The organism is Burkholderia crassaminum, assembly GCF_964265005.1.
Classification (GTDB): Bacteria; Pseudomonadota; Gammaproteobacteria; order Burkholderiales; family Burkholderiaceae; genus Burkholderia.
This window is the reverse complement of the sequence record NZ_OZ183800.1, coordinates 488,776-510,662: the sequence shown is the minus strand read 5'-3', so window position 1 is coordinate 510,662 and position 21,887 is coordinate 488,776. Positions and strand designations below refer to the sequence as shown.

The 21,887-nt window shown below is 65.4% G+C and carries 11 protein-coding genes; 9 read left to right on the top strand and 2 right to left on the bottom strand.

The annotated features are described in order from the left end of the window. Nucleotides 1–2 precede the first annotated feature (2 nt). Nucleotides 3–2,087, bottom strand: coding sequence for a potassium-transporting ATPase subunit KdpB (kdpB, locus tag ACPTTF_RS19380; RefSeq protein ID WP_423369847.1), 2,085 nt, complete (start codon nt 2,085–2,087; stop codon nt 3–5). Nucleotides 2,088–2,445: 358 nt separating this feature from the next. Continuing rightward, nucleotides 2,446–3,234, bottom strand: a complete 789-nt coding sequence (locus ACPTTF_RS19375) for a GNAT family N-acetyltransferase (RefSeq protein ID WP_423367804.1) — start codon at nt 3,232–3,234, stop codon at nt 2,446–2,448. A gap of 332 nt (nt 3,235–3,566) precedes the next feature. Here ACPTTF_RS19375 and ACPTTF_RS19370 point away from each other — a divergent pair, with 332 nt between their 5' ends. The 9 genes from ACPTTF_RS19370 (at nt 3,567) to ACPTTF_RS19330 (ending at nt 21,791) form a co-directional block, all read left to right on the top strand. Further along, complete coding sequence (locus ACPTTF_RS19370) at nt 3,567–3,647, top strand: potassium-transporting ATPase subunit F (protein WP_423221133.1); 81 nt, start codon at nt 3,567–3,569, stop codon at nt 3,645–3,647. 72 nt (nt 3,648–3,719) lie between these two features. Further along, entirely contained in the window at nt 3,720–5,522 is a 1,803-nt protein-coding gene (gene kdpA, locus ACPTTF_RS19365; protein ID WP_423367803.1) for a potassium-transporting ATPase subunit KdpA, read from the top strand. 43 nt (nt 5,523–5,565) lie between these two features. Beyond that, on the top strand, nt 5,566–7,722 hold the full coding sequence (kdpB, locus tag ACPTTF_RS19360) for a potassium-transporting ATPase subunit KdpB (RefSeq protein ID WP_423367802.1): 2,157 nt from the start codon (nt 5,566–5,568) through the stop codon (nt 7,720–7,722). Between the two features lie 22 nt (nt 7,723–7,744). Further along, nucleotides 7,745–8,764, top strand: a complete 1,020-nt coding sequence (locus ACPTTF_RS19355) for a potassium-transporting ATPase subunit C (RefSeq protein WP_423367801.1) — start codon at nt 7,745–7,747, stop codon at nt 8,762–8,764. 86 nt (nt 8,765–8,850) lie between these two features. Continuing rightward, the gene (locus ACPTTF_RS19350; RefSeq protein ID WP_423367800.1) at nt 8,851–9,156 is read left to right on the top strand and encodes an NIPSNAP family protein; all 306 of its coding nucleotides are present in this window, start codon (nt 8,851–8,853) and stop codon (nt 9,154–9,156) included. Between the two features lie 311 nt (nt 9,157–9,467). After that, the gene (locus ACPTTF_RS19345) at nt 9,468–10,118 is read left to right on the top strand and encodes an NADPH-dependent FMN reductase (protein WP_166965463.1); all 651 of its coding nucleotides are present in this window, start codon (nt 9,468–9,470) and stop codon (nt 10,116–10,118) included. Nucleotides 10,119–10,361: 243 nt separating this feature from the next. Further along, nucleotides 10,362–10,580, top strand: a complete 219-nt coding sequence (locus ACPTTF_RS19340) for a hypothetical protein (RefSeq protein ID WP_021157097.1) — start codon at nt 10,362–10,364, stop codon at nt 10,578–10,580. 95 nt (nt 10,581–10,675) lie between these two features. Beyond that, a complete protein-coding gene (locus ACPTTF_RS19335; protein WP_423367799.1) occupies nt 10,676–11,578 on the top strand; it encodes a ferritin-like domain-containing protein in 903 nt (300 codons plus the stop codon). Between the two features lie 1,219 nt (nt 11,579–12,797). Continuing rightward, on the top strand, nt 12,798–21,791 hold the full coding sequence (locus ACPTTF_RS19330) for a YadA-like family protein (protein WP_423391198.1): 8,994 nt from the start codon (nt 12,798–12,800) through the stop codon (nt 21,789–21,791). Nucleotides 21,792–21,887 lie beyond the last annotated feature (96 nt).

The following is a 21,887-nucleotide window of genomic DNA, read 5'->3' as shown; positions in this document are numbered from 1 at the left end:
GTTCAGGCCCATCCGCATGCCACCAGCACCATGTCGATCAGCTTGATGAACGGGAACGGCAGCAGCACGCCGCCGAGGCCGTACAGCAGCAGGTTGCGGCGCAGGAGCGGCGCCGCGCCGAGCGGACGATAGCGCACGCCCTTCAGCGCGAGCGGGATCAGCGCGACGATGATCAGTGCATTGAAGATCACCGCCGACAGGATCGCCGACGCCGGCGACGCGAGGTGCATCACGTCGAGCACGCGCAATTGCGGATACGTCGTCGCGAATGCCGCCGGAATGATCGCGAAGTACTTCGCGACGTCGTTCGCGATCGAGAACGTCGTCAGCGAGCCGCGCGTCATCAGCATCTGCTTGCCGATCTCGACGATCTCGATCAGCTTCGTCGGGTTCGAATCGAGGTCGACCATGTTCCCGGCTTCCTTCGCCGCCTGCGTGCCGGTGTTCATCGCGACCGCGACGTCGGCCTGCGCGAGTGCAGGCGCGTCGTTGGTGCCGTCGCCCGTCATCGCGACGAGCCGGCCGGCCGCCTGATGCTCGCGGATCGTCGCGAGCTTGGTTTCCGGCGTCGCTTCCGCGAGGAAATCGTCAACACCCGCTTCCGCCGCGATCGCCGCGGCCGTCAGCCGGTTGTCACCCGTCACCATCACGGTCTTGATGCCCATCTTGCGCAGCTCCGCGAAGCGCTCCTTGATGCCGCCCTTCACGATGTCCTTCAGCTCGATCACGCCGAGCACGCGAGCGACACCGTCGACGCGCTCCGCGACCGCGAGCGGCGTGCTGCCGCGACGCGCGATGTCGGTCACGACTGCTTCGACTTCGCGCGTGACGCGGCCGCCGTGGGACTCGACGTAATGCGTGATCGCATCCGCCGCACCCTTGCGGATTTCGCGGGCGGGCGCCCCGGTGGAAGTCCCGTTGGGGGAAAGGTCGACGCCGCTCATCCGCGTCTGCGCGCTGAACGACAGGAACACCGGATGCAGTGCCTGCAGGTCACGCTCGCGCAGGTTGAAGCGTTGTTTCGCGAGCACGACGATGCTACGGCCTTCCGGCGTTTCGTCGGCAAGCGACGACAGCTGCGCGGCATCGGCCAGCGCTTCCTCAGTCACGAACGGCGCGGGCACGAACGCCGACGCCTGGCGGTTGCCGAGCGTGATCGTGCCGGTCTTGTCGAGCAGCAGCACGTCGACGTCGCCGGCCGCTTCCACCGCGCGGCCTGACGTCGCGATCACGTTCGCCTGCATCATCCGGCTCATCCCGGCCACGCCGATCGCGGACAGCAAGCCGCCGATTGTCGTCGGGATCAGGCACACGAGCAGCGCGACGAGCGCGGTGATCGTCACGACATGGCCGGCTTTCATCGCGTCGACCGCGAAGGTCGAGAACGGCAGCAATGTGGCGGTGGCGAGCAGCATCACGATCGTCAGGGCGACCAGCAGGATCGTCAGTGCAATTTCGTTCGGCGTCTTCTTGCGCTTCGCCCCCTCGACCATGGCGATCATCCGGTCGAGGAACGCCTCGCCCGGATTGACGGCGACCCGCACGACGATCCAGTCGGACAGCACGCGCGTGCCGCCCGTCACCGACGAGAAATCGCCGCCCGATTCGCGGATCACCGGCGCGGATTCGCCGGTGATCGCCGATTCGTCGACCGACGCGACGCCTTCGATCACGTCGCCGTCGGCGGGGATCACGTCGCCGGTTTCGATGAGAACGACGTCGCCCTTGCGCAGGTCGGTCGACGCCATCACTTCAACGGCCGCGCTCGCATGCGGCGCCGCGAGCTTTTTCGCGACCACGTTGTGCTTCGCACTGCGCAGCGATGCGGCTTGCGCTTTCGATCGGCCTTCGGCGAGCGCTTCGGCGAAGTTCGCGAACAGCACTGTGAACCACAGCCACAGCGCGATCGCGACGATGAAGCCGGCGGGCGCCTCGGCCTGGCCGAACAGCGCGGCGATCCACAGGATCGTGGTCAGGATGCTGCCGACGTACACGCAGAACATCACCGGGTTGCGGAACTGCGTGCGCGGCGTGAGTTTCCGGAACGAATCGGCGATCGCCGGGCGCACGAGCGCGGGATCGAACATCGAGCGCGCGGCGGTGCGCGCGCGGCCGGGCTGCGCGGGGCGCGGGTCTGTCACGGGTGCGAGAGACATGGCGGTTTTCCTTTTGCCGGCACGCCTTGCGCAGCGGCACCCGGCATCGCTCGGGCGATGCCGGATGCCTTCGCGCGAGTTCGCGTGCGGCTTTCCGTTTCCACGCAACCATCTTATGAAGGTTCGCGTGAAGATCGCGGCAAAGGATCGCGTCGGAGCATAAAAAGCGCGTAAACGTCCGTTTCGCCGCGGCGCGGCGGGGGTGTCTCAAGGGCCGTACACGAGCGGGAGCGCCACACTCCGCTCATTCGACGTTTACGCGGCAAAACGGGAAAAATGAGGGCGGCGTTCAGCTCAACGCGTAGCGCCCGTGCTGGCGCGGGCGCCACGGCGACGAACGGCAGCTCGCGGCGCCGGCCGCGCGTCGCGCCGCCCAGCCGGCGCCCCGGCGCACTTGCCGGTCGCGGCGGGCCACCGCGGCCACGCGCAACGGCAACGCATACGCGGCTCGCCGCACGGCCGCCACGCGCGCAACCATTCGCGACGCCGGCGACACGCGGCGCGCGACATGCAGGACGGGCCGCTTGCAAAGGATCGCGCTGTCGTAGCGCTTGCCGTCGAAGCGCATCACGTCGACGACTTCAAAACCCTGCGCGCCGTAGAACGCGAGCAGATGCGAAGCGGGATGCGGCGTATCGAGCGCGAGCAGCGTATAACCGCGCAGCGCGGCCCACTGCTCGGCGAACGACAGCAGCAGCGCGCCGATCCCGCGGCTCTGGCAATCAGGATCCACCGCTACCTGCCGCACGCTCGCGACGCCTTCGCGCCGGTACAGCGAGCACGCCGACGACGGATCGGTTGCATACAGTGTGGCCGTGCCAATCACGCGTCCGCCGCACACGGCGACGTAGCACTCGCCCGCTTCCGCGCGGCGGCGTGTGACGTCCTCGTCCTGGTCGACACACGTGCAGTTGAGTCCCATCGCACCGAGCCGCGCGAACGCGCGATGCAGCATCGGCGTGAGTTGCGCATAGCTGTCGAACGCCGGATCGAAACGCCGCACGATCACCCGATCGGCGCACACGGAAGGCGGCGCGGCAGGTGTGTGTTCGGCGATCGCGTTCCAGGGTATCGACATTGCCTTGCTCCGTGGTTGGGATGCCGGAAGTCTATGAGCGCGCCAGCCGCCCTCGCAAGAAAAAATGTCGTAAAACTTTCAGGCCGCACACGCTCGCCGCGCCGGATTTACGACATTTTTATTTGCGCCGCTCTATACCGTGATCAGGCGATCCACGCACGTCGCGTCACACGGCGCCGGGATCATCGATGCAAGGAAATCGTCGATTTTCATCGGGAGAAACACGATGAACCTGGTTTTCTGGCTGCCGTTCCTGTTCACGCTCGGCCTCGGCGGCCTCGTGCTGTGCCTGCTGTTCGTCGACGCGTGCGAGCGCATCTGAGGAGACGGTCATGGCCTGGCTTGCTGCAATCGTTTCCGCGTTCGCCTTCGTCTATCTGTTCGCCGCGATGATCCGGCCGGAATGGTTCTGACGTTCCGGCGCCGGCACGCACGAGCGTGCCCGATTCGCACGTCGCACTTCACTGACGCAGGGGGAATGGCCCATGTGGACCCTACCGCTATTGATCGTCGTCGCGGCGATCGCCGTGTCGATTCCGCTCAGCCGCTACATGGCGTGGATCATGGACGGCCGCTATCACGCGCCGCGCGTGCTGCGCTGGTTCGAGACGAAGCTCGACAGCGGCCAGCAGAACTGGAAGCAGTACACGGTCGCGCTGCTCGTGTTCAACGTCGCGCTGTTCGTGTTCGGCTTCGTCGTGCTGTCGCTTCAGCCGCTGATGCCGCTGAACCCGCTCGGCCGCGGCGTGCTCGCGCCTTCGACGATCTTCAACACGGTCATCTCGTTCATGACCAACACGAACCTGCAGCACTATTCAGGTGACCAGCACTTCTCGAACTTCAGCCAGATCTTCTTCATCCTGCCGAACATGTTCCTGTCGGCGGCGGTCGGGCTGTGCGCGCTGACCGCGATCATCCGGCTGTTCCGCGGCGAATCGCAGATCGGCAACTTCTTCGTCGACATGTGGCGCGTGGTCGTCTACATGTTCGTGCCGATCGCGCTCGTCGTCGGCACGATCTTCATCCATGAAGGCATGCCGATGACGCTGCGGAGCGACGTGCAGGTGACGACGCTCGAGCCGGCCGCGATGGGTACGGCCGACAACGGGCAGGCGAAGCAGCAGACGCTGATCGTCGGCCCGGTCGCGGCCGTGATTCCGATCAAGATGCTCGGCACCAACGGCGGCGGCTTCTACGGGATGAACTCCGCGCACCCGTACGAAAACCCGAGCGCGCTGTCGAACTTCCTGACGACGCTCGCAATGATGATCTTCCCGTTCTCGCTCGTGCTGATGTACGGCCGCATGCTCGGCCGCGTGCGGCACGCGATCGTGATCTACAGCGTGATGCTGTCGATGATGATCGGCCTCATCGCATGGGCCGTGTACTTCGACACGATGCAGCCTAACCCGGCGTTCACCGCGCACTCGGTCGCGCGCACGTATCCGCTGGCGGGCACCGCGCACTCGGTGACGATCCCGCCCGTCGCGGCGCTGCCGGTCGACCAGCATCTCGGCAACCTCGAAGGCAAGGAATTGCGCTTCGGCACATCGGCCGGCGCGACGTTCGCGGCGATCACGACCGACGTCACATGCGGAGCCGTCAACGCCGAGCATGACAGCCTGAACCCGCTCGCGGGCCTGTCGCCGCTGGTCGGCATGTGGCTCAACTGTGTGTTCGGCGGCAAGGGCGTCGGGATGATCAACCTGCTGCTGTTCCTGATCGTCGGCGTGTTCCTCGCGGGCCAGATGGTCGGTCGCACACCTGAATATCTCGGCCGCAAGGTCGGCGCGCGCGAGATGAAGCTCGCGATGATCGCGCTGCTCGTGCACCCGATCCTGATTCTCGGGCCGACCGGCGTGTTCTCCGGAACCGACTGGGGCACGAAGGCCGAGGCGAACCCCGGCGCGCATGGCTTCAGCGAAATCACCTACCAGTTCTCGTCGGCATCCGCGAACAACGGCTCCGCGTTCGACGGCCTCGGCACCAACTACGGGTTGAACGCGAACCCGAACCCGGCGCCGACCGCCGTGCAGTGGGATGTGTCGACGGGCCTCGTAATGCTGTTCTCGCGGTACCTGCCGATCGTCGCGCCGGTCGCGATGGCCGCGTTCCTCGGCCGCAAGAAGCGGGCGCCGGCGACGCTCGGCACGATGCGCGACGACACCGCGACGTTCGGCTTCCTGCTGCTCGGCACGATCGCGATCGTCGGCGCGCTGCTGTTCCTGCCGGTCGCCGCGCTCGGCCCGCTCGCGGATCACCTGGGCCCGATGCCATTCGGCGGATGACGCACGCCGTGCCTCGACAACCTGCCCACAGGACGGAGTCATCATGAAAACCACGCCCCTGACGCCCGATACCCTGCACGCACCGCCGGTCGCGCCGAAGCCGCCGCGCAAGCCGCGCGACCGGCTGTTCGCGCCGGAGCTGGTTCGGCTGGCGCTCAGGCAGTCGCTGATCACGCTGCGGCCGGATATCCAGTGGAAAAACCCGGTGATGTTCGTCGTCGAGATCGGCGCGGTGCTGACGCTCGTGTTCATCGTGCAGATGGCGCTCGGCGCCGCACACAGCCAGGCGCCGCTCACCTACTTCATCGCGCTGTTCTGCTGGCTCGCGCTGACCGTCGTGTTCGCGAACTTCGCGACCGCGATCGCGGAAGAGCGTGGCAAGGCGCAGGCCGATTCGTTGCGTCGTGCGCGGCACGACACGCAGGCCTACAGGCTGCGCGACGACCGGTCGTACGAAACCGTGTCGTCGGGCGCACTGCGCCGCGGCGACCTCGTGCGGGTGCGCGCCGGCGAAGTGATCCCGGGCGACGGCGAGATCGTCGAGGGCACGGCATCGGTCGACGAATCGGCGATCACCGGCGAATCCGCGCCGGTGATCCGCGACGCGGGCGGCGACCGCTCGGGCGTGACGGGCGGCACGACGGTGCTGTCCGACGAGATCACGGTGCGCATCTCGGCCGGCCCCGGCGAATCGTTCCTCGACCGGATGATCGCGCTCGTCGAGGGTGCGGTGCGCCAGCGCACGCCGAACGAGATCGCGCTGACGCTCGTGCTGTCCGCGTTCACGCTGATCTTCCTGATCGTCGTCGTGCCGCTGTGGCCGATGGCGCTGAACGCCGAGCGCTACATGACGAGCTACCTCGGGCTGTCCGAGCCGCTGCACAGCCTCGGCACCGACGTGCCGACACTCGTCGCGCTGCTCGTCTGCCTGATTCCGACGACGATCGGCGCGCTGCTCGCGGCGATCGGCATCGCCGGGATGGACCGCGCGCTGCGCGCGAACATCATCGCGAAGAGCGGCAAGGCGGTGGAAGTTGCAGGCGACATCGACACCGTCGTGCTCGACAAGACCGGCACGATCACGATCGGCAATCGCCGCGCGACCGGCTTCATGCCGGTCGGCAGCGCGGACGAGAACGAACTGAAGCGGCTCGCGTCGCTCGCGTCGTTCGGCGACCTGACGCCCGAGGGCAAGAGCATCGTGTCGGTCGTGTCGCCGCTCGCGCCGTACGCAGGCGGGCATCCGGTACCCGACGGCGCGGTCGTGATCCCGTTCAGCGCGCAGTCGCGCATGAGCGGCATCGACCTGCCTGACGGCCGCACGATCCGCAAGGGCGCGCCCGATGCGGTCATCGCATGGGTCCGCGAACGCGGCGGCGACATCCCGTACGGCCTCGCGCCGATCCTCGAGCATGCGGGCAAGCAAGGCGCGACGCCGCTCGTCGTCGCGAACGGCAACGAGATCACCGGCGTCGTGATTCTCGAGGACATCCTGAAACCCGGCATCCGCGAGCGGATCGGCCACCTGCGCAGCATGGGCCTGCGCACGGTGATGGTGACGGGTGACAACGCACTGACCGCGGCGACCATCGCGCGGCTCGCCGGTGTCGACACGTTCATTGCCGAAGCGACGCCGGAGCGCAAGCTCCAGTACCTGCGCGAAGAGCAGGCCGAAGGCAAGCTCGTCGCGATGATGGGCGACGGCACCAACGATGCGCCCGCGCTCGCGCAGGCCGACGTCGGACTCGCGATGAACTCGGGCACGCAGGCGGCGAAGGAAGCCGGCAACATGGTCGATCTCGACAGCGATCCGACCAAGCTGATCGAGGTGATCGAGATCGGCAAGCAGTTGCTGATGACGCGCGGCGCGCTGACGACGTTCTCGATCGCGAACGACGTCGCGAAGTATTTCGCGATCGTGCCCGCCTTGTTCGCCGGCACGTTGCCGTGGCTCGGCGCGATGGACGTGATGCACCTGCATTCGCCGACGTCGGCGATCCTGTCGGCGGTGATCTTCAACGCGCTGATCATCCCGCTGCTGATCCCCGTCGCGCTGAAAGGCGTGCGCTACCGCCCGCTCGGTGCCGACGCGCTGCTGCGCCGGAACCTGCTGGTCTGGGGACTCGGCGGCGTGATCGTCCCGTTCGCGGGCATCAAGCTGATCGACGTCGCGATGACTGCGCTCGGCCTCGTGTCTTGAGCGCGCACGCAAGGAGAGCATCATGTTGCGCCATCTGTCGAAGAGTCTCTGGCTGCTCGGCTTCATCGTCGTGCTGGTATGCGGCGTTTATCCGGCCATCCTGTGGACGATCGGACAAACCGCGTTCCCGTTCCAGGCAAACGGCAGCATCGTCGCGGGCCCGGACGGCAAGCCGGTCGGCTCGTTGCTGATCGCGCAGCCATTCACGCGCGACGAATACTTCCAGAGCCGCCCGTCGGCCGTGTCGTACGACGCGTCGGCCTCCGGCTCGTCCACGCTCGCCGCGGCCAACTACGCACTGCGCGACCGCGTCGCGCGCGCGATCGCGCCGGTCGCCCGCTACGCAGGCGGCCCGAAGGCCGGCCAGCTCGTCGCGCCTGACGTGGAAAAGTGGTTTCAGGCCGACCTGGCGGGCGGCAAACCGCACATCGTCGCGCAATGGGCCGACGCGCACAATGCGCTCGCGCAAGCCTGGGTTAGCGCCGACGCGACGCACGGTGCGACCGTCGATGCATGGGCGAAACAGCATCCTGACGCGGTGAAGCAATGGATCGCGGCAAACCCTTCGACGCCGCAGCCGAAAGCGCCTGACCTCGCGGTGCCATTCTTCGAGTCGTTCTCGGCGGATCATCCAGGGATGTTCCCGTCGGCCGTCACGCACACCGCCGCCGACGGCAAGAAGAGCACGGCGATCGAGCCCGTCAACACCGGCACGGACATCCAGACGATCTTCTTCGACACGTGGCGGCAAGATCACCCCGACGTCGCGCTGCAGAACGTGCCCGGCGATTTCGTGACGACGTCGGGCTCGGGGCTCGACCCGGACATCACGCTCGCGAACGCGCTGTTCCAGCTCGATCGTGTGGCCGGCGCGTGGGCGAGCGATACGAAACGGCCGGCGGTATCGATCCGCGCGGAAATCGCCGCGCTGCTTCAGCGCGACGCGCACGCACCGTTCGCGGGACTCGCGGGCGAACCGATCGTCAACGTGCTGCAAACCAATCTCGCGCTGCGGCGCATGTACGGTGCACCGCCCGCGTGACGGCGCGGTGTTGGGGGCACCGTCGTTGACACACTGCGGCGTCCGCTCCAGACTCGTGCGTTCCGCTTCCCGAATGGTGCGCCACAGTGATTACCTGCTTCCTTCGCTACGTCATCGATCCGTACAAGCTCGACCAGTTCGAAACCTACGGCAAGATGTGGATTCCGCTCGTCGAACAGTTCGGCGGCACGCATCACGGCTACTTCCTGCCGTCCGAAGGGGCAAGCAACATTGCGCTCGCGATGTTCTCGTTCCCGAGCCTCGCCGAATACGAGCGCTACCGCGAACGCTCGAAGGACGATCCGGCCTGCCAGGCCGCGTTCCGCTACGCCGAGGAAACGCGCTGCATCGTCAGCTACGAGCGCAGCTTCTTCCGGCCGGTGTTCGAATAACGGGCAACGTCCGCCGGCATCACGCCCCCTTTTCCTGACCGGGACAAAAAAAAGCCCCGCCTGCATCCGCGCGGCGGGGCCAACCCATGTCAGTAGAGACATCATGGAGGAGACGGGCCCATCTTATCGACCACGGCCGGCCCTCCCAACCAAGCATTTCTGCTATCGATCCGCGCGGGCGCGCACACGATTGCCCCCGCCGCCCGGCATATCGATAGAACGAAAAGTCGTTTTCAGAGTGGCGACGGGGTCGTTACCATCTGGTTTTAAGCCTGTGCTTAGCCGGGCAAGCCATCCCCAAGGAGCGCCCCTTGACTGCATTCGATCAACACCGCCGCCCGTTCGTCGTCGGCATTGGCGGTACCACCCGGGCAGCGTCGTCGACCGAACGCGCGCTGTCGTTCGCCTTGCGCGGCGCGCAGGCGGCCGGCGCACGCACGCGCCTGTTCGACGGCCCGTTCCTGCATACGCTGCCGCACTACGCCCCCGAACACAAAACGCTGACCGACGCGCAGCGCGAACTGATCGACGCCGTGCGCCAGGCCGACGCGATCATCATCGCGACGCCCGGCTATCACGGCGGCGTCTCCGGCCTCGTCAAGAACGCACTGGACACGCTCGAGGAACTGCGTGCGGACGATCGCCCCTATCTCGACGGACGCGCGGTCGGCCTGATCGTCACCGCGTATGGCTGGCAGGCAGCCGGCACCGTGCTGACGTCGCTGCGTTCGATCGTGCACGCGCTGCGCGGCTGGCCGACGCCGTTCGGCGCGACCGTGAACACGCTCGAAACGCGCTTCGACAGCGCCGACAGCTGCTCGGATCCGAAGGTTGTGGCCCAGCTCGAGACGGTCGGCGCGCAAGCGGCCGAGTTCGCGCTCGCGTTCGCATCGCATCGCGCGGCCGCGCATGCGGCATCGGTCGATGCGCTCGCGCCCGTGCTGAAGATCGCCAACCAGTAACTTCCCCGCCTTCCACCGCCCGCGCCCGGCCGACCTGGTTCTCCGGCGCGGGCGGTGCTCGTTCGGACGAGCGGCCACGCGCCGTACACGCCGACACCTCTCCCCGGTTGCCCTTTCCCTGCGCGTCGCGCCCCGCGCCGATAACGATTCGGCCCGCCGCGTGATTTGCATTGGCCGAAAGATTGGTTCACGCGGCAGGCGGGTTTTCGTACGCTGAATCTCCGAACTTTCTCCGCGCACGCCATGAACCGTACGATCCGCTACAAGGGCTACGAAGTCGCCCCCGCTGCCGCCCGGTTGCCGAACGGGCTGTTCGCCGCCAACCTGACGATCGCGAAGGCGAGCAGCGGCCCGTCGCCGCGCTCGGTTTCGTTCGACGCGATCGATTTCTTCTTCGAGGAAGAGCACGCGCTTGCCTACGCGTCCCGCTGGGGCCGCCTCTGGGTCGACACGCACGCGTGACGCACGCCTGGCCGGCGTGCACATGGCCGCTCGAAAATACGCGTTTACGGAAGCTATGCAAAAATCTTTCGGTCCGTAATCGCACAACAATAGCCATGAGTGACACGCTGCAGGAAGCGCATGCAGCCGCAGATCACGCAATGCGCAACTGGACCTTCGAGAGGCAAGGTCCGGTCCGGATCGGTTCCGATGCGCACATGCAGATGTTCTGCCGCATGCTGCTCGACACACACAACCCGTACAAGCCGGCGGTGATCGACTGGCCGGCGCTCAAGCCCGACGAACTCAAGCGGCTCACGTCGCTGCCGATCTGGGACATCGCGGTGCAGACCGAGGGTCGCGCATCGATCCGCGTGGCAACCTACGCGGAGTCAATCGACGATCCGCTGCTGCGCCGCGCGCTCGAGATGGACGGCGGCGAGGAAGCGCGCCACAAGGTCGTGCTGTCGAAGCTCGTCGAGGCATACGGTATCCGGCTCGCCCCCGAGCCGCCCTACCCGGCACCGAAGGACCCCGAGTGGTCGTGGATGATGACCGGCTTCAGCGAATGCATCGACAGCTTCTTCGCATTCGGCCTGTTCCGCTCCGCGCAGCGCTCCGGCTATTTCCCGCCCGAACTCGTCGACACCTTCGAGCCCGTGATCCAGGAAGAAGGACGCCACATCCTGTTCTTCGTGAACTGGTATGCGTGGTACTGGCGCAGCCTGCCGTGGTGGCGGCGGCCCTGGTTCTTCGCGCGGGTCGCGGCCGTATGGGTCCATTTGATCCGGGACCGCATCAGCATCGCGCGCGGCATCGACACCGACGGCGTCGCGCACGACGCGAACTTCCCGGCGACGAACACCGCCGACATCGGCGAAGCGTTGAACCCGCGCGAGCTGATCGCACTGTGCCTCGCCGAGAACGATCGGCGGATGGCCGGCTACGACAAGCGCCTGTTGCGTCCGATGTTCGTGCCACGCATGGCGCGGCTCGCGCTGCGGTTTCTCAAGAAGTAAGGCGAGTGCTCCGGGCAATGGCCCGGCGGCCGGATGGCCCGGTCGAGTAACCGGGCAACGCCACTCGGCGATCAAAGCGTCGGGGCGGCTGAATTCCGACCGGAGGCCAGCCGCTGGCTATTGCATCGTCCGCATCCGGGCGCGCAACAGCGCGATACGCAGCGATCGACGCATCCGTTCTGTTCCGTGACCCGAGTCCCGAGTCCCGTTCGAACCTCGGAGCGCGTTCGCCGCACTCGCATGGCGGGCCGCATCCCTTGGCCCGCGGCCCACTAGAAGTCGCGACATCGCATGCGGTGCGGAACCTCACCGACAGGCATCCGCCTGCCGGATGTGGCGCACCCGACACATTTACTCCCGCCCTTTTTTCGCGGCGCTTCGGGGCGCGCGGACAAATTGTCACACCCAGGATTTGACGATTCGGGAACGTCGCAGCCGACGCCGGCCAGCGCCTTTAACAACCTGTCGCCGGCACACGCAAACTGAAGCGGGGAACGCCTCCCGGACGGGTTCGCCCCCTCTTCGAATCTCACCAAAACGTCAACTTCATCGAAATAGTCAATAGGACAAATTCGAAAGATGAATGATGACGGCCCCGTCCAATGCCCTGTAGCACTTTTTTACAACTTCGACGCGCCAACCCGCCCGGAACGCCCGTCACGCGGGCCATCGCAGCGACCGAGATGCGCAAATCAGCACAGCCCGATGTTCGGCATTTCAAATTAAATCGATTTACCATTAACCCAATAAATCAACAGAAAATCGACACTCAAATCCTGAATTAACAAATTAACAAGACAGCAATCATATTATCCATCAGCACATCCACACACATTACAATTACGAAAGAAACACGTCGGCCGCAAACGTTTGCTATTTCATTTGTCTTACGTTTGAGTCACCCCAATGTGTAACCTACCGCACAAAACAAACGCAACACATTGATTTTTATAAGAAAAATAGATGATCTGGCGGGAAATTCGAACCCTACTTTAAACATTCTTACATCTTTCAAATTCATTCTTCGTTGATACATCAAAACGCGATGTATTAACCATCCTTTAACTTTCCAAACCCGCTATTTATCACTTTTTATCAATCTAAAAAAACCTCCTCCAATAAACTCCGCCCATCAATTTTGAGATTCGCGCGAGCGCACGGAGTATTCCTCTAACGAAAGAGACCGGTGTGTGGCGTGCACATTTGGAGGTAGCAGGACATGAACCGCACATACCGCTCGATCTGGAACGAAGCCCTCGGCGCCTGGGTCGCTGCGTCCGAACACGATTCGGCACGGGGCAAGCCGAACAAGTCGGCTGTCGTGAAGGCCGTCGCGGCCGCTGTGCTCGTGGCGGGGGCGGGCGTCGCGCACGCACAATATGCCGCGGGCAATGGCGGCGGTGGCGTGACTGCGCTTGGCGCACAGTCGATCGCAATCGGCGGTAACAACAGCAGCACGACGACGGCCAGCGGGTCGACGTCGATCGCGATCGGCGCGAACGCGACGGCTGCGGGCAATTATTCCCAGGCTTTCGGCCAGGCCACGACGGCGACCGGCGCCAGCGCGATCGGTATCGGCTCCGGCGCGAAGGCGCTGAACACGGGCGCAACCGCAGTCGGCAACGACACCACGGCATCGGGCCAAAGCGCAATCGCAATCGGCGGCGGCAACAGCTCGGGCACGGGCGGCGCCGTGGCGTCTGGCACCAACTCGATCGCGCTCGGCCGGTTCTCGAATGCGTCCGCCAGTGGCGCGAACGCAATTGGCTCGAACGCGACGGCGACCGGCACCGATTCCATCGCTTTCGGCACCAACGCCACCGCGAACAATACGTCCGTCGCAGTCGGCCGCGGGGCATCGGCCACCGGCACGAACGGCTCGGTCGCGATCGGCAATTCGGCCACGTCGTCGGGCCTGGGTTCGATCGCGATGGGTACGGTCGGCAGCTTCTCGGCCACCACGGTAGCGACCGGCACGGACGCCCTTGCACTCGGTAACGGCTCGACGGCCAGCGGCAGCTCCGGCGCCGTGGCTGTCGGCTCGGCCGCCGTGGCGTCGAACTCCTATGCGACTGCCTTCGGCTCGAACGCGACCGCGTCGGGTTCGGGCTCCGTTGCATTCGCGCAAAGCGCCACTGCATCGACCACCAACGCCATCGCCATCGGCGTCGGCTCGACCGCGAACGTCGCGAATTCGGTCGCACTCGGCAGCAGCTCCGTGACGAACAGTGCGCTGACGACGACGTCCGGCGGCAGCACCGCCGTCAACAGCACCACGATCGGTGGTCAGTCGTTCGGCACTTATCAGGCCGGGACGCCTACGGGCGGCATCGTCAGCGTCGGCCAACCGAATGCGGAACGCCGCATCCAGAACGTCGCGGCAGGCCTCGTCAGCGCAACCAGCACCGACGCGATCAACGGCAGCCAGCTCTACGCCGTGGCGAGCACGACGACGTCGAACATCACGAGCCTGTCGACGTCGACGTCAACGGGGCTTTCGTCGGCGAATAGCTCGATCGGTTCGCTGTCGACCTCCACGTCGACGGGTCTGTCGTCCGCCAATAGCTCGATCGGTTCGCTGTCCACGTCGACCTCGACTGGTATCACCTCGCTGTCCACTGGTATCAGCTCGGCCAACAGCTCGGTCGGCTCGCTGTCGACTTCCACGTCGACGGGCTTGTCGTCCGCCAATAGCTCGATCGGTTCGCTGTCCACGTCGACCTCGACTGGTATCACCTCGCTGTCCACCGGTATCAGCTCGGCCAACAGCTCGGTCGGCTCGCTGTCGACTTCCACGTCGACGGGCTTGTCGTCCGCCAACAGCTCGATCAAGTCGTTGTCCACGTCGACCTCGACCGGCCTGTCGTCCGCGAACAGCTCCATCACTTCGCTCTCGACTTCCACGTCGACGGGTTTGTCGTCGGCCAACAGCTCGATCGGTTCGCTGTCCACTTCGACTTCGACCGGTATCACCTCGCTGTCTACCGGCATCAGCTCGGCCAACAGCTCGGTTACTTCGCTGTCGACTTCCACGTCGACGGGGCTGTCGTCCGCCAACAGCTCGATCGGTTCGCTGTCGACGTCGACTTCGACCGGTATCACCTCGCTGTCCACCGGCATCAGCTCGGCCAACAGCTCGGTTACTTCGCTCTCGACGTCTACGTCGACGGGTCTGTCGTCGGCTAACAGCTCGATCGGTTCGCTGTCGACGTCGACTTCGACCGGTATCACCTCGCTGTCTACCGGCATCAGCTCGGCCAACAGCTCGGTTACTTCGCTCTCGACTTCCACGTCGACGGGCCTGTCGTCGGCTAACAGCTCGATCGGTTCGCTGTCCACGTCGACCTCGACTGGTATCACCTCGCTGTCTACCGGCATCAGCTCGGCCAACAGCTCGGTTACTTCGCTCTCGACTTCCACGTCGACGGGCCTGTCGTCGGCTAACAGCTCGATCGGTTCGCTGTCGACGTCGACTTCGACCGGTATTAACTCGCTGTCCACCGGCATCAGCTCCGCCAACAGTTCGGTCACTTCGCTGTCGACTTCCACGTCGACGGGCCTGTCGTCGGCGAATAGCTCGATCGGTTCGCTGTCCACGTCGACTTCGACCGGCATCAACTCGCTGTCCACTGGCATCAGCTCAGCCAACAGTTCGGTCACTTCGCTGTCGACCTCCACGTCGACGGGCCTGTCGTCGGCGAATAGCTCGATCGGTTCGCTGTCCACGTCGACTTCGACCGGCATCAACTCGCTGTCCACTGGCATCAGCTCAGCCAACAGTTCGGTCACTTCGCTGTCGACCTCCACGTCGACGGGCCTGTCGTCGGCTAACAGCTCGATCGGTTCGCTGTCCACGTCGACCTCGACCGGCATCAACTCGCTGTCCACCGGCATCAGCTCGGCCAACAGCTCGGTCACTTCGCTCTCGACTTCCACGTCGACGGGTCTCTCGTCGGCCAATAGCTCGATCGGTTCGCTGTCCACGTCGACTTCGACTGGTATCAACTCGCTGTCCACCGGCATCAGCTCGGCCAATAGCTCGGTCACTTCGCTCTCGACTTCCACGTCGACGGGTTTGTCGTCGGCCAATAGCTCGATCGGTTCGCTGTCCACCTCGACCTCGACCGGTATCAACTCGCTGTCCACCGGCATCAGCTCGGCCAACAGCTCGGTCCTGTCGCTGTCGACCTCGACGTCGACGGGTCTCTCGTCGGCCACGAGCTCGATCGGTTCGTTGTCCACCGGCCTGAGCACGGTCACGGTCAAGACGGACAACCTCGGCACGAGCACGGCATCGGCACTCGGCGGCGGCTCCACGTACGACCCGACGACCGGGACGGTCTCCGCACCCGCATACACGACTTACAACGCGAACGGCACGACGTCGACCGCGAACAGCGTCGGCTCGGCGATCAACAACATCAACAGCCAGGGCATCAAGTACTTCCACGCGTACTCGACTGGCCCCGACAGCACCGCGACCGGCACCGACGCCGTCGCAATCGGCAGCAGCGCCGTCGCCAGCACGAACAATTCCGTCGCGCTCGGCGCCGGCTCGCAGACGGCCCCGGCCGTTGGCACGAGCAGCGCGACCGTCGACGGCGTCACGTTCGGCGGATTCGCAGGCACCTCGCCGGTTGGCACCGTCAGCGTCGGCAGCGCCGGCAACGAACGACAAATCACCAACGTCGCGGCCGGCCAGGTGACGTCGACCAGTACCGACGCGATCAACGGCAGCCAGCTCTATTCGGTCGCCCAACAGGTTGGCACCGCAACCAGCGCCATTTCGTCGCTGTCGACTTCGACGTCGACGGGGCTGTCGTCGGCGAATAGCTCGATCACGTCGTTGTCGACGTCGACCTCGACGGGCCTCTCGTCGGCTAACAGCTCGATCGATTCGCTGTCCACCTCGACGTCGACTGGCCTGTCGTCGGCTAACAGCTCCATCACGTCGCTGTCGACCTCCACGTCGACCGGTCTGTCGTCGGCAAATAGCTCGATCACGTCGCTGTCCACCTCGACGTCGACGGGCCTCTCGTCGGCTAACAGCTCGATCACGTCGCTTTCGACTTCCACGTCGACCGGCCTCTCGTCGGCGAATAGCTCGATCACGTCGCTTTCGACCTCGACCTCGACCGGCCTCTCGTCGGCGAATAGCTCGATCACGTCGCTGTCCACGTCGACCTCAACCGGCCTCTCGTCGGCCAACAGCTCGATCACCTCGCTGTCGACTTCCACCTCGACCGGCCTGTCGTCCGCGAACAGCTCCATCACGTCGCTGTCGACCTCCACGTCGACCGGCCTGTCGTCGGCCAACAGCTCGATCACGTCGCTGTCCACCTCGACGTCGACTGGCCTGTCGTCGGCCAACAGCTCGATCACGTCGCTCTCGACCTCGACCTCGACCGGCCTCTCGTCGGCTAACAGCTCGATCGATTCACTGTCCACGTCGACCTCGACCGGTCTGTCGTCCGCGAACAGCTCCATCACGTCGCTGTCGACCTCCACGTCGACCGGTCTGTCGTCCGCGAATAGCTCGATCACTTCGTTGTCGACCTCGACCTCGACTGGCCTCTCGTCGGCGAACAGCTCGATCGATTCGCTGTCGACCTCGACCTCGACTGGCCTGTCGTCCGCGAACAGCTCGATCACGTCGCTCTCGACGTCGACCTCGACCGGCCTCTCGTCGGCCAACAGCTCGATCACGTCGCTCTCGACGTCGACCTCGACCGGCCTCTCGTCCGCGAACAGCTCGATCACGTCGCTCTCGACCTCCACGTCGACCGGCCTCTCGTCGGCGAATAGCTCCATCACGTCGCTCTCGACCTCGACGTCGACCGGCCTCTCGTCGGCTAACAGCTCCATCACGTCGCTGTCGACTTCCACCTCGACTGGCCTGTCGTCGGCTAACAGCTCGATCGATTCGCTGTCCACGTCGACCTCGACGGGCCTGTCGTCGGCGAACAGCTCGATCACTTCGTTGTCGACCTCGACCTCGACCGGCCTGTCGTCGGCCAACAGCTCGATCACTTCGCTGTCCACCTCGACGTCGACCGGCCTCTCGTCGGCCAACAGCTCGATCACGTCGCTGTCCACCTCGACGTCGACCGGCCTCTCGTCGGCTAACAGCTCGATCACGTCGCTGTCCACGTCGACGTCGACGGGTCTGTCGTCGGCCAATAGCTCGATCGACTCGCTGTCCACGTCGACCTCGACGGGCCTGTCGTCGGCTAACAGCTCGATCACTTCGTTGTCGACCTCGACCTCGACCGGCCTGTCGTCGGCTAACAGCTCGATCACTTCGCTGTCCACCTCGACGTCGACGGGTCTGTCGTCGGCCAATAGCTCGATCGACTCGCTGTCCACGTCGACCTCGACGGGCCTGTCGTCGGCTAACAGCTCGATCACTTCGTTGTCGACCTCGACCTCGACCGGCCTGTCGTCGGCTAACAGCTCGATCACTTCGCTGTCCACCTCGACGTCGACCGGCCTCTCGTCGGCGAATAGCTCGATCACGTCGTTGTCCACGTCGACCTCGACCGGTCTGTCGTCGGCCAACAGCTCGATCACTTCGTTGTCGACCTCGACCTCGACCGGCCTGTCGTCGGCCAACAGCTCGATCACGTCGCTGTCCACCTCGACCTCGACCGGCCTGTCGTCGGCGAATAGCTCGATCGATTCGTTGTCGACCTCGACCTCGACTGGCCTGTCGTCGGCGAATAGCTCGATCACCTCGCTCTCGACCTCGACCTCGACTGGCCTCTCGTCCGCGAACAGCTCGATCACGTCGCTGTCGACCTCGACCTCGACCGGCCTCTCGTCGGCGAATAGCTCGATCGACTCGCTGTCGACTTCGACCTCGACTGGCCTGTCATCCACGAACAGCTCCGTCACGTCGCTGTCGACCTCGACCTCGACCGGCCTCTCGTCCGCGAACAGTTCAATCACGTCGCTGTCCACCTCGACCTCGACGGGCCTGTCGTCGGCGAATAGCTCGATCGATTCGCTGTCGACTTCGACCTCGACGGGCCTCTCGTCGGCTAACAGCTCGATCACTTCGCTGTCGACTTCCACGTCGACCGGTCTGTCGTCGGCCAACAGCTCGATCACTTCGCTGTCGACTTCCACCTCGACGGGTCTGTCGTCGGCCAACAGCTCCATCACGTCGCTGTCGACTTCCACGTCGACCGGTCTGTCGTCGGCCAACAGCTCGATCACATCGCTGTCGACCTCCACGTCGACCGGCCTGTCGTCGGCCAACAGCTCGATCACATCGCTGTCGACTTCGACGTCGACCGGTCTGTCGTCGGCCAATAGCTCGATCGACTCGCTGTCGACTTCGACCTCGACGGGCCTGTCGTCCGCGAACAGCTCCATCACGTCGCTGTCGACTTCCACGTCGACCGGTCTGTCGTCGGCCAATAGCTCGATCGACTCGCTGTCGACTTCGACCTCGACGGGCCTGTCGTCGGCCAACAGCTCGATCACGTCGCTGTCGACTTCCACGTCGACCGGCCTGTCGTCGGCGAATAGCTCGATCACTTCGCTGTCCACCTCGACGTCGACTGGCCTGTCGTCCGCGAATAGCTCGATCACCTCGCTGTCCACGTCGACCTCGACCGGCCTGTCGTCCGCAAACAGCTCCATCACGTCGCTGTCGACTTCCACGTCGACCGGCCTGTCGTCGGCGAATAGCTCGATCACCTCGCTGTCGACTTCCACCTCGACCGGCCTGTCGTCCGCGAACAGCTCCATCACGTCGCTGTCGACCTCCACGTCGACCGGCCTGTCGTCGGCCAACAGCTCGATCACCTCGCTGTCGACATCGACCTCGACCGGCCTCTCGTCGGCCAACAGCTCGATCACATCGCTGTCGACCTCCACGTCGACCGGCCTGTCCTCGGCTAACAGCTCGATCGATTCGCTGTCGACTTCCACGTCGACCGGCCTGTCGTCGGCCGACAGCTCGATCACCTCGCTGTCGACCTCCACGTCGACCGGCCTGTCCTCGGCCAACAGCTCGATCACGTCGCTGTCGACTTCCACGTCGACCGGCCTGTCCTCGGCCAACAGCTCGATCACGTCGCTGTCCACGTCGACCTCGACCGGCATCAGCTCGCTGTCCACCGGCCTGAGCTCGACCAACAGCTCGGTGTCGTCGCTGTCGACCTCGACCTCGACGGGCCTGTCGTCGGCGAACAGCTCGATCACGTCTCTGTCCACGTCGACCTCGACCGGCATCAACTCGCTGTCGACCGGCCTGAGCTCGACCAACAGCTCGGTGACGTCGCTGTCGACCTCCACGTCGACCGGCCTGTCCTCGGCCAACAGCTCGATCACCTCGCTGTCGACCTCCACGTCGACCGGCCTCTCGTCGGCGAACAGCTCGATCACCTCGTTGTCCACCTCGACCTCGACCGGTATCAGCTCGCTGTCCACCGGCCTGAGCAGCACGAACAGCACGATCCTGTCGCTGTCCACGTCGACCTCGACCGGCATCGGCTCGCTGTCCACCGGCCTGAGCACGACGAACAGCTCGGTGACGTCGCTGTCGACTTCGACCTCGACCGCGATCAACGCTGCGAAGACGCACTACTACAGCGTCAACGACAACGGCGTGCAGCAAAGCAACTACGCCAACGACGGCGCCACCGGCACCAACGCCCTCGCGGCCGGCGTCAACGCCAGCGCGGCGGGTACGAGCAGCGTGGCAGTCGGCGACGGTTCGAACGCGCAGTCGGCAGGTGCGGTCGCGATCGGCCAGAACGCATCGGCCACGGGCGGCAAGGCCGTGTCGATCGGCTCCGGCAACACGGCAACCGGCGACGGCGCAGTCGCGATCGGCGACCCGAGCATCGCGACGGGCACCGGCGCGGTGGCGATGGGCGCGAACGACACGGCGACCGGCAACGGCGCAGTGGCGCTCGGCAACGCGAACACCGCAACCGGCGCGAGCGCACTTGCCCTCGGCAGCTCGAACCAGGCCACCGCGGACAACACGATCGCGCTGGGCAACCAGTCGACGGCCAGCGCCGTCGGTGCACAGGCCTACGGCTCGAGCGCCACGGCCAGCGCGGCCAACGCGCTCGCACTGGGTTCGAACGCCACCGCGAACGTCGCCAACTCGATCGCACTCGGCGCGAACTCGGTCACGGGCAACGCAGTCGGCACGTCGAGCGCCACGATCGGCGGTGTCACGTACTTCTTCGCGGGCAGCTCGCCGGTCGGCGTGGTGAGCGTCGGCGCACCGGGCCAGGAACGCCAGATCACGAACGTCGCCGCCGGCCAGATCTCGGCCACGAGCACGGACGCGATCAACGGCAGCCAGCTCAACGCGACGAACAACGCGGTCAACGCGCTGTCGACGTCCACCGCCTCGAACGTCGCATCGCTGTCGACCGGCATCAACTCGCTGTCGACGGGCCTGAGCGCGACGAACAGCTCGGTGTCGTCGCTGTCCACGTCGACCTCGACCGCGGTCAACTCGCTGTCCACGGGCCTGAGCACGACGAACAGCAACGTCAACTCGCTGTCGACGTCGACCTCGACGGGCATCGGTTCGCTGTCCACCGGCCTGAGCACGACGAACAGCAACGTGGCCTCGCTGTCGACCGGCGTGACCAACATCAACAACACGTTGAACTCGCTGTCGACGACGATCAACAACAACACGACGCGCGCCGCCAACAACAACGGCGTCGCCGCCGACATGAACGGCACGGGCTCCGACGCACCGAAGGTCACCGCCGGCTCGAACTCGGTGGCGATCGGCGCGAATTCGAATGACGGCGGTCGTTCGAACGTGGTGTCGGTTGGCAGCGACACGCAGCAGCGCCAGATCGTGAACGTCGCGCCGGGTACGCAAGGCACCGACGCGGTGAACGTGAACCAGCTGACGCAGGTGCAGACGACGCTGTCGACGGCACTGTCGGGCCAGCAGGCGCAGATCAACTCGCTGGGTTCGCAACTGCAGCAGACCGACCAGATGGCGAAGCAGGGTATCGCGGCCGTCGGCGCGATGGCGTCGATCCCGCAGCTCGATCGCGACGCCAACTTCGGGATGGGTGTGGGCACGTCGACCTTCCTCGGCCAGAAGGCGATGGCGGTCAACATGCAGGCCCGCATCACGGAGAACCTGAAGGCGTCGATCAACGGCGGCTTCAGCGGCGGTCAGAAGGTGATCGGCGCCGGCATGCTGTACCAGTGGAAGTAACACGTCGCGCCGCCAGGCCGCCCGGCTCGCCAGCCGGACGGCCCGCGGCGGCCCCGACGGCCGGACGAGCCCGCCGCGCAACCCGTGGCGGGTTTC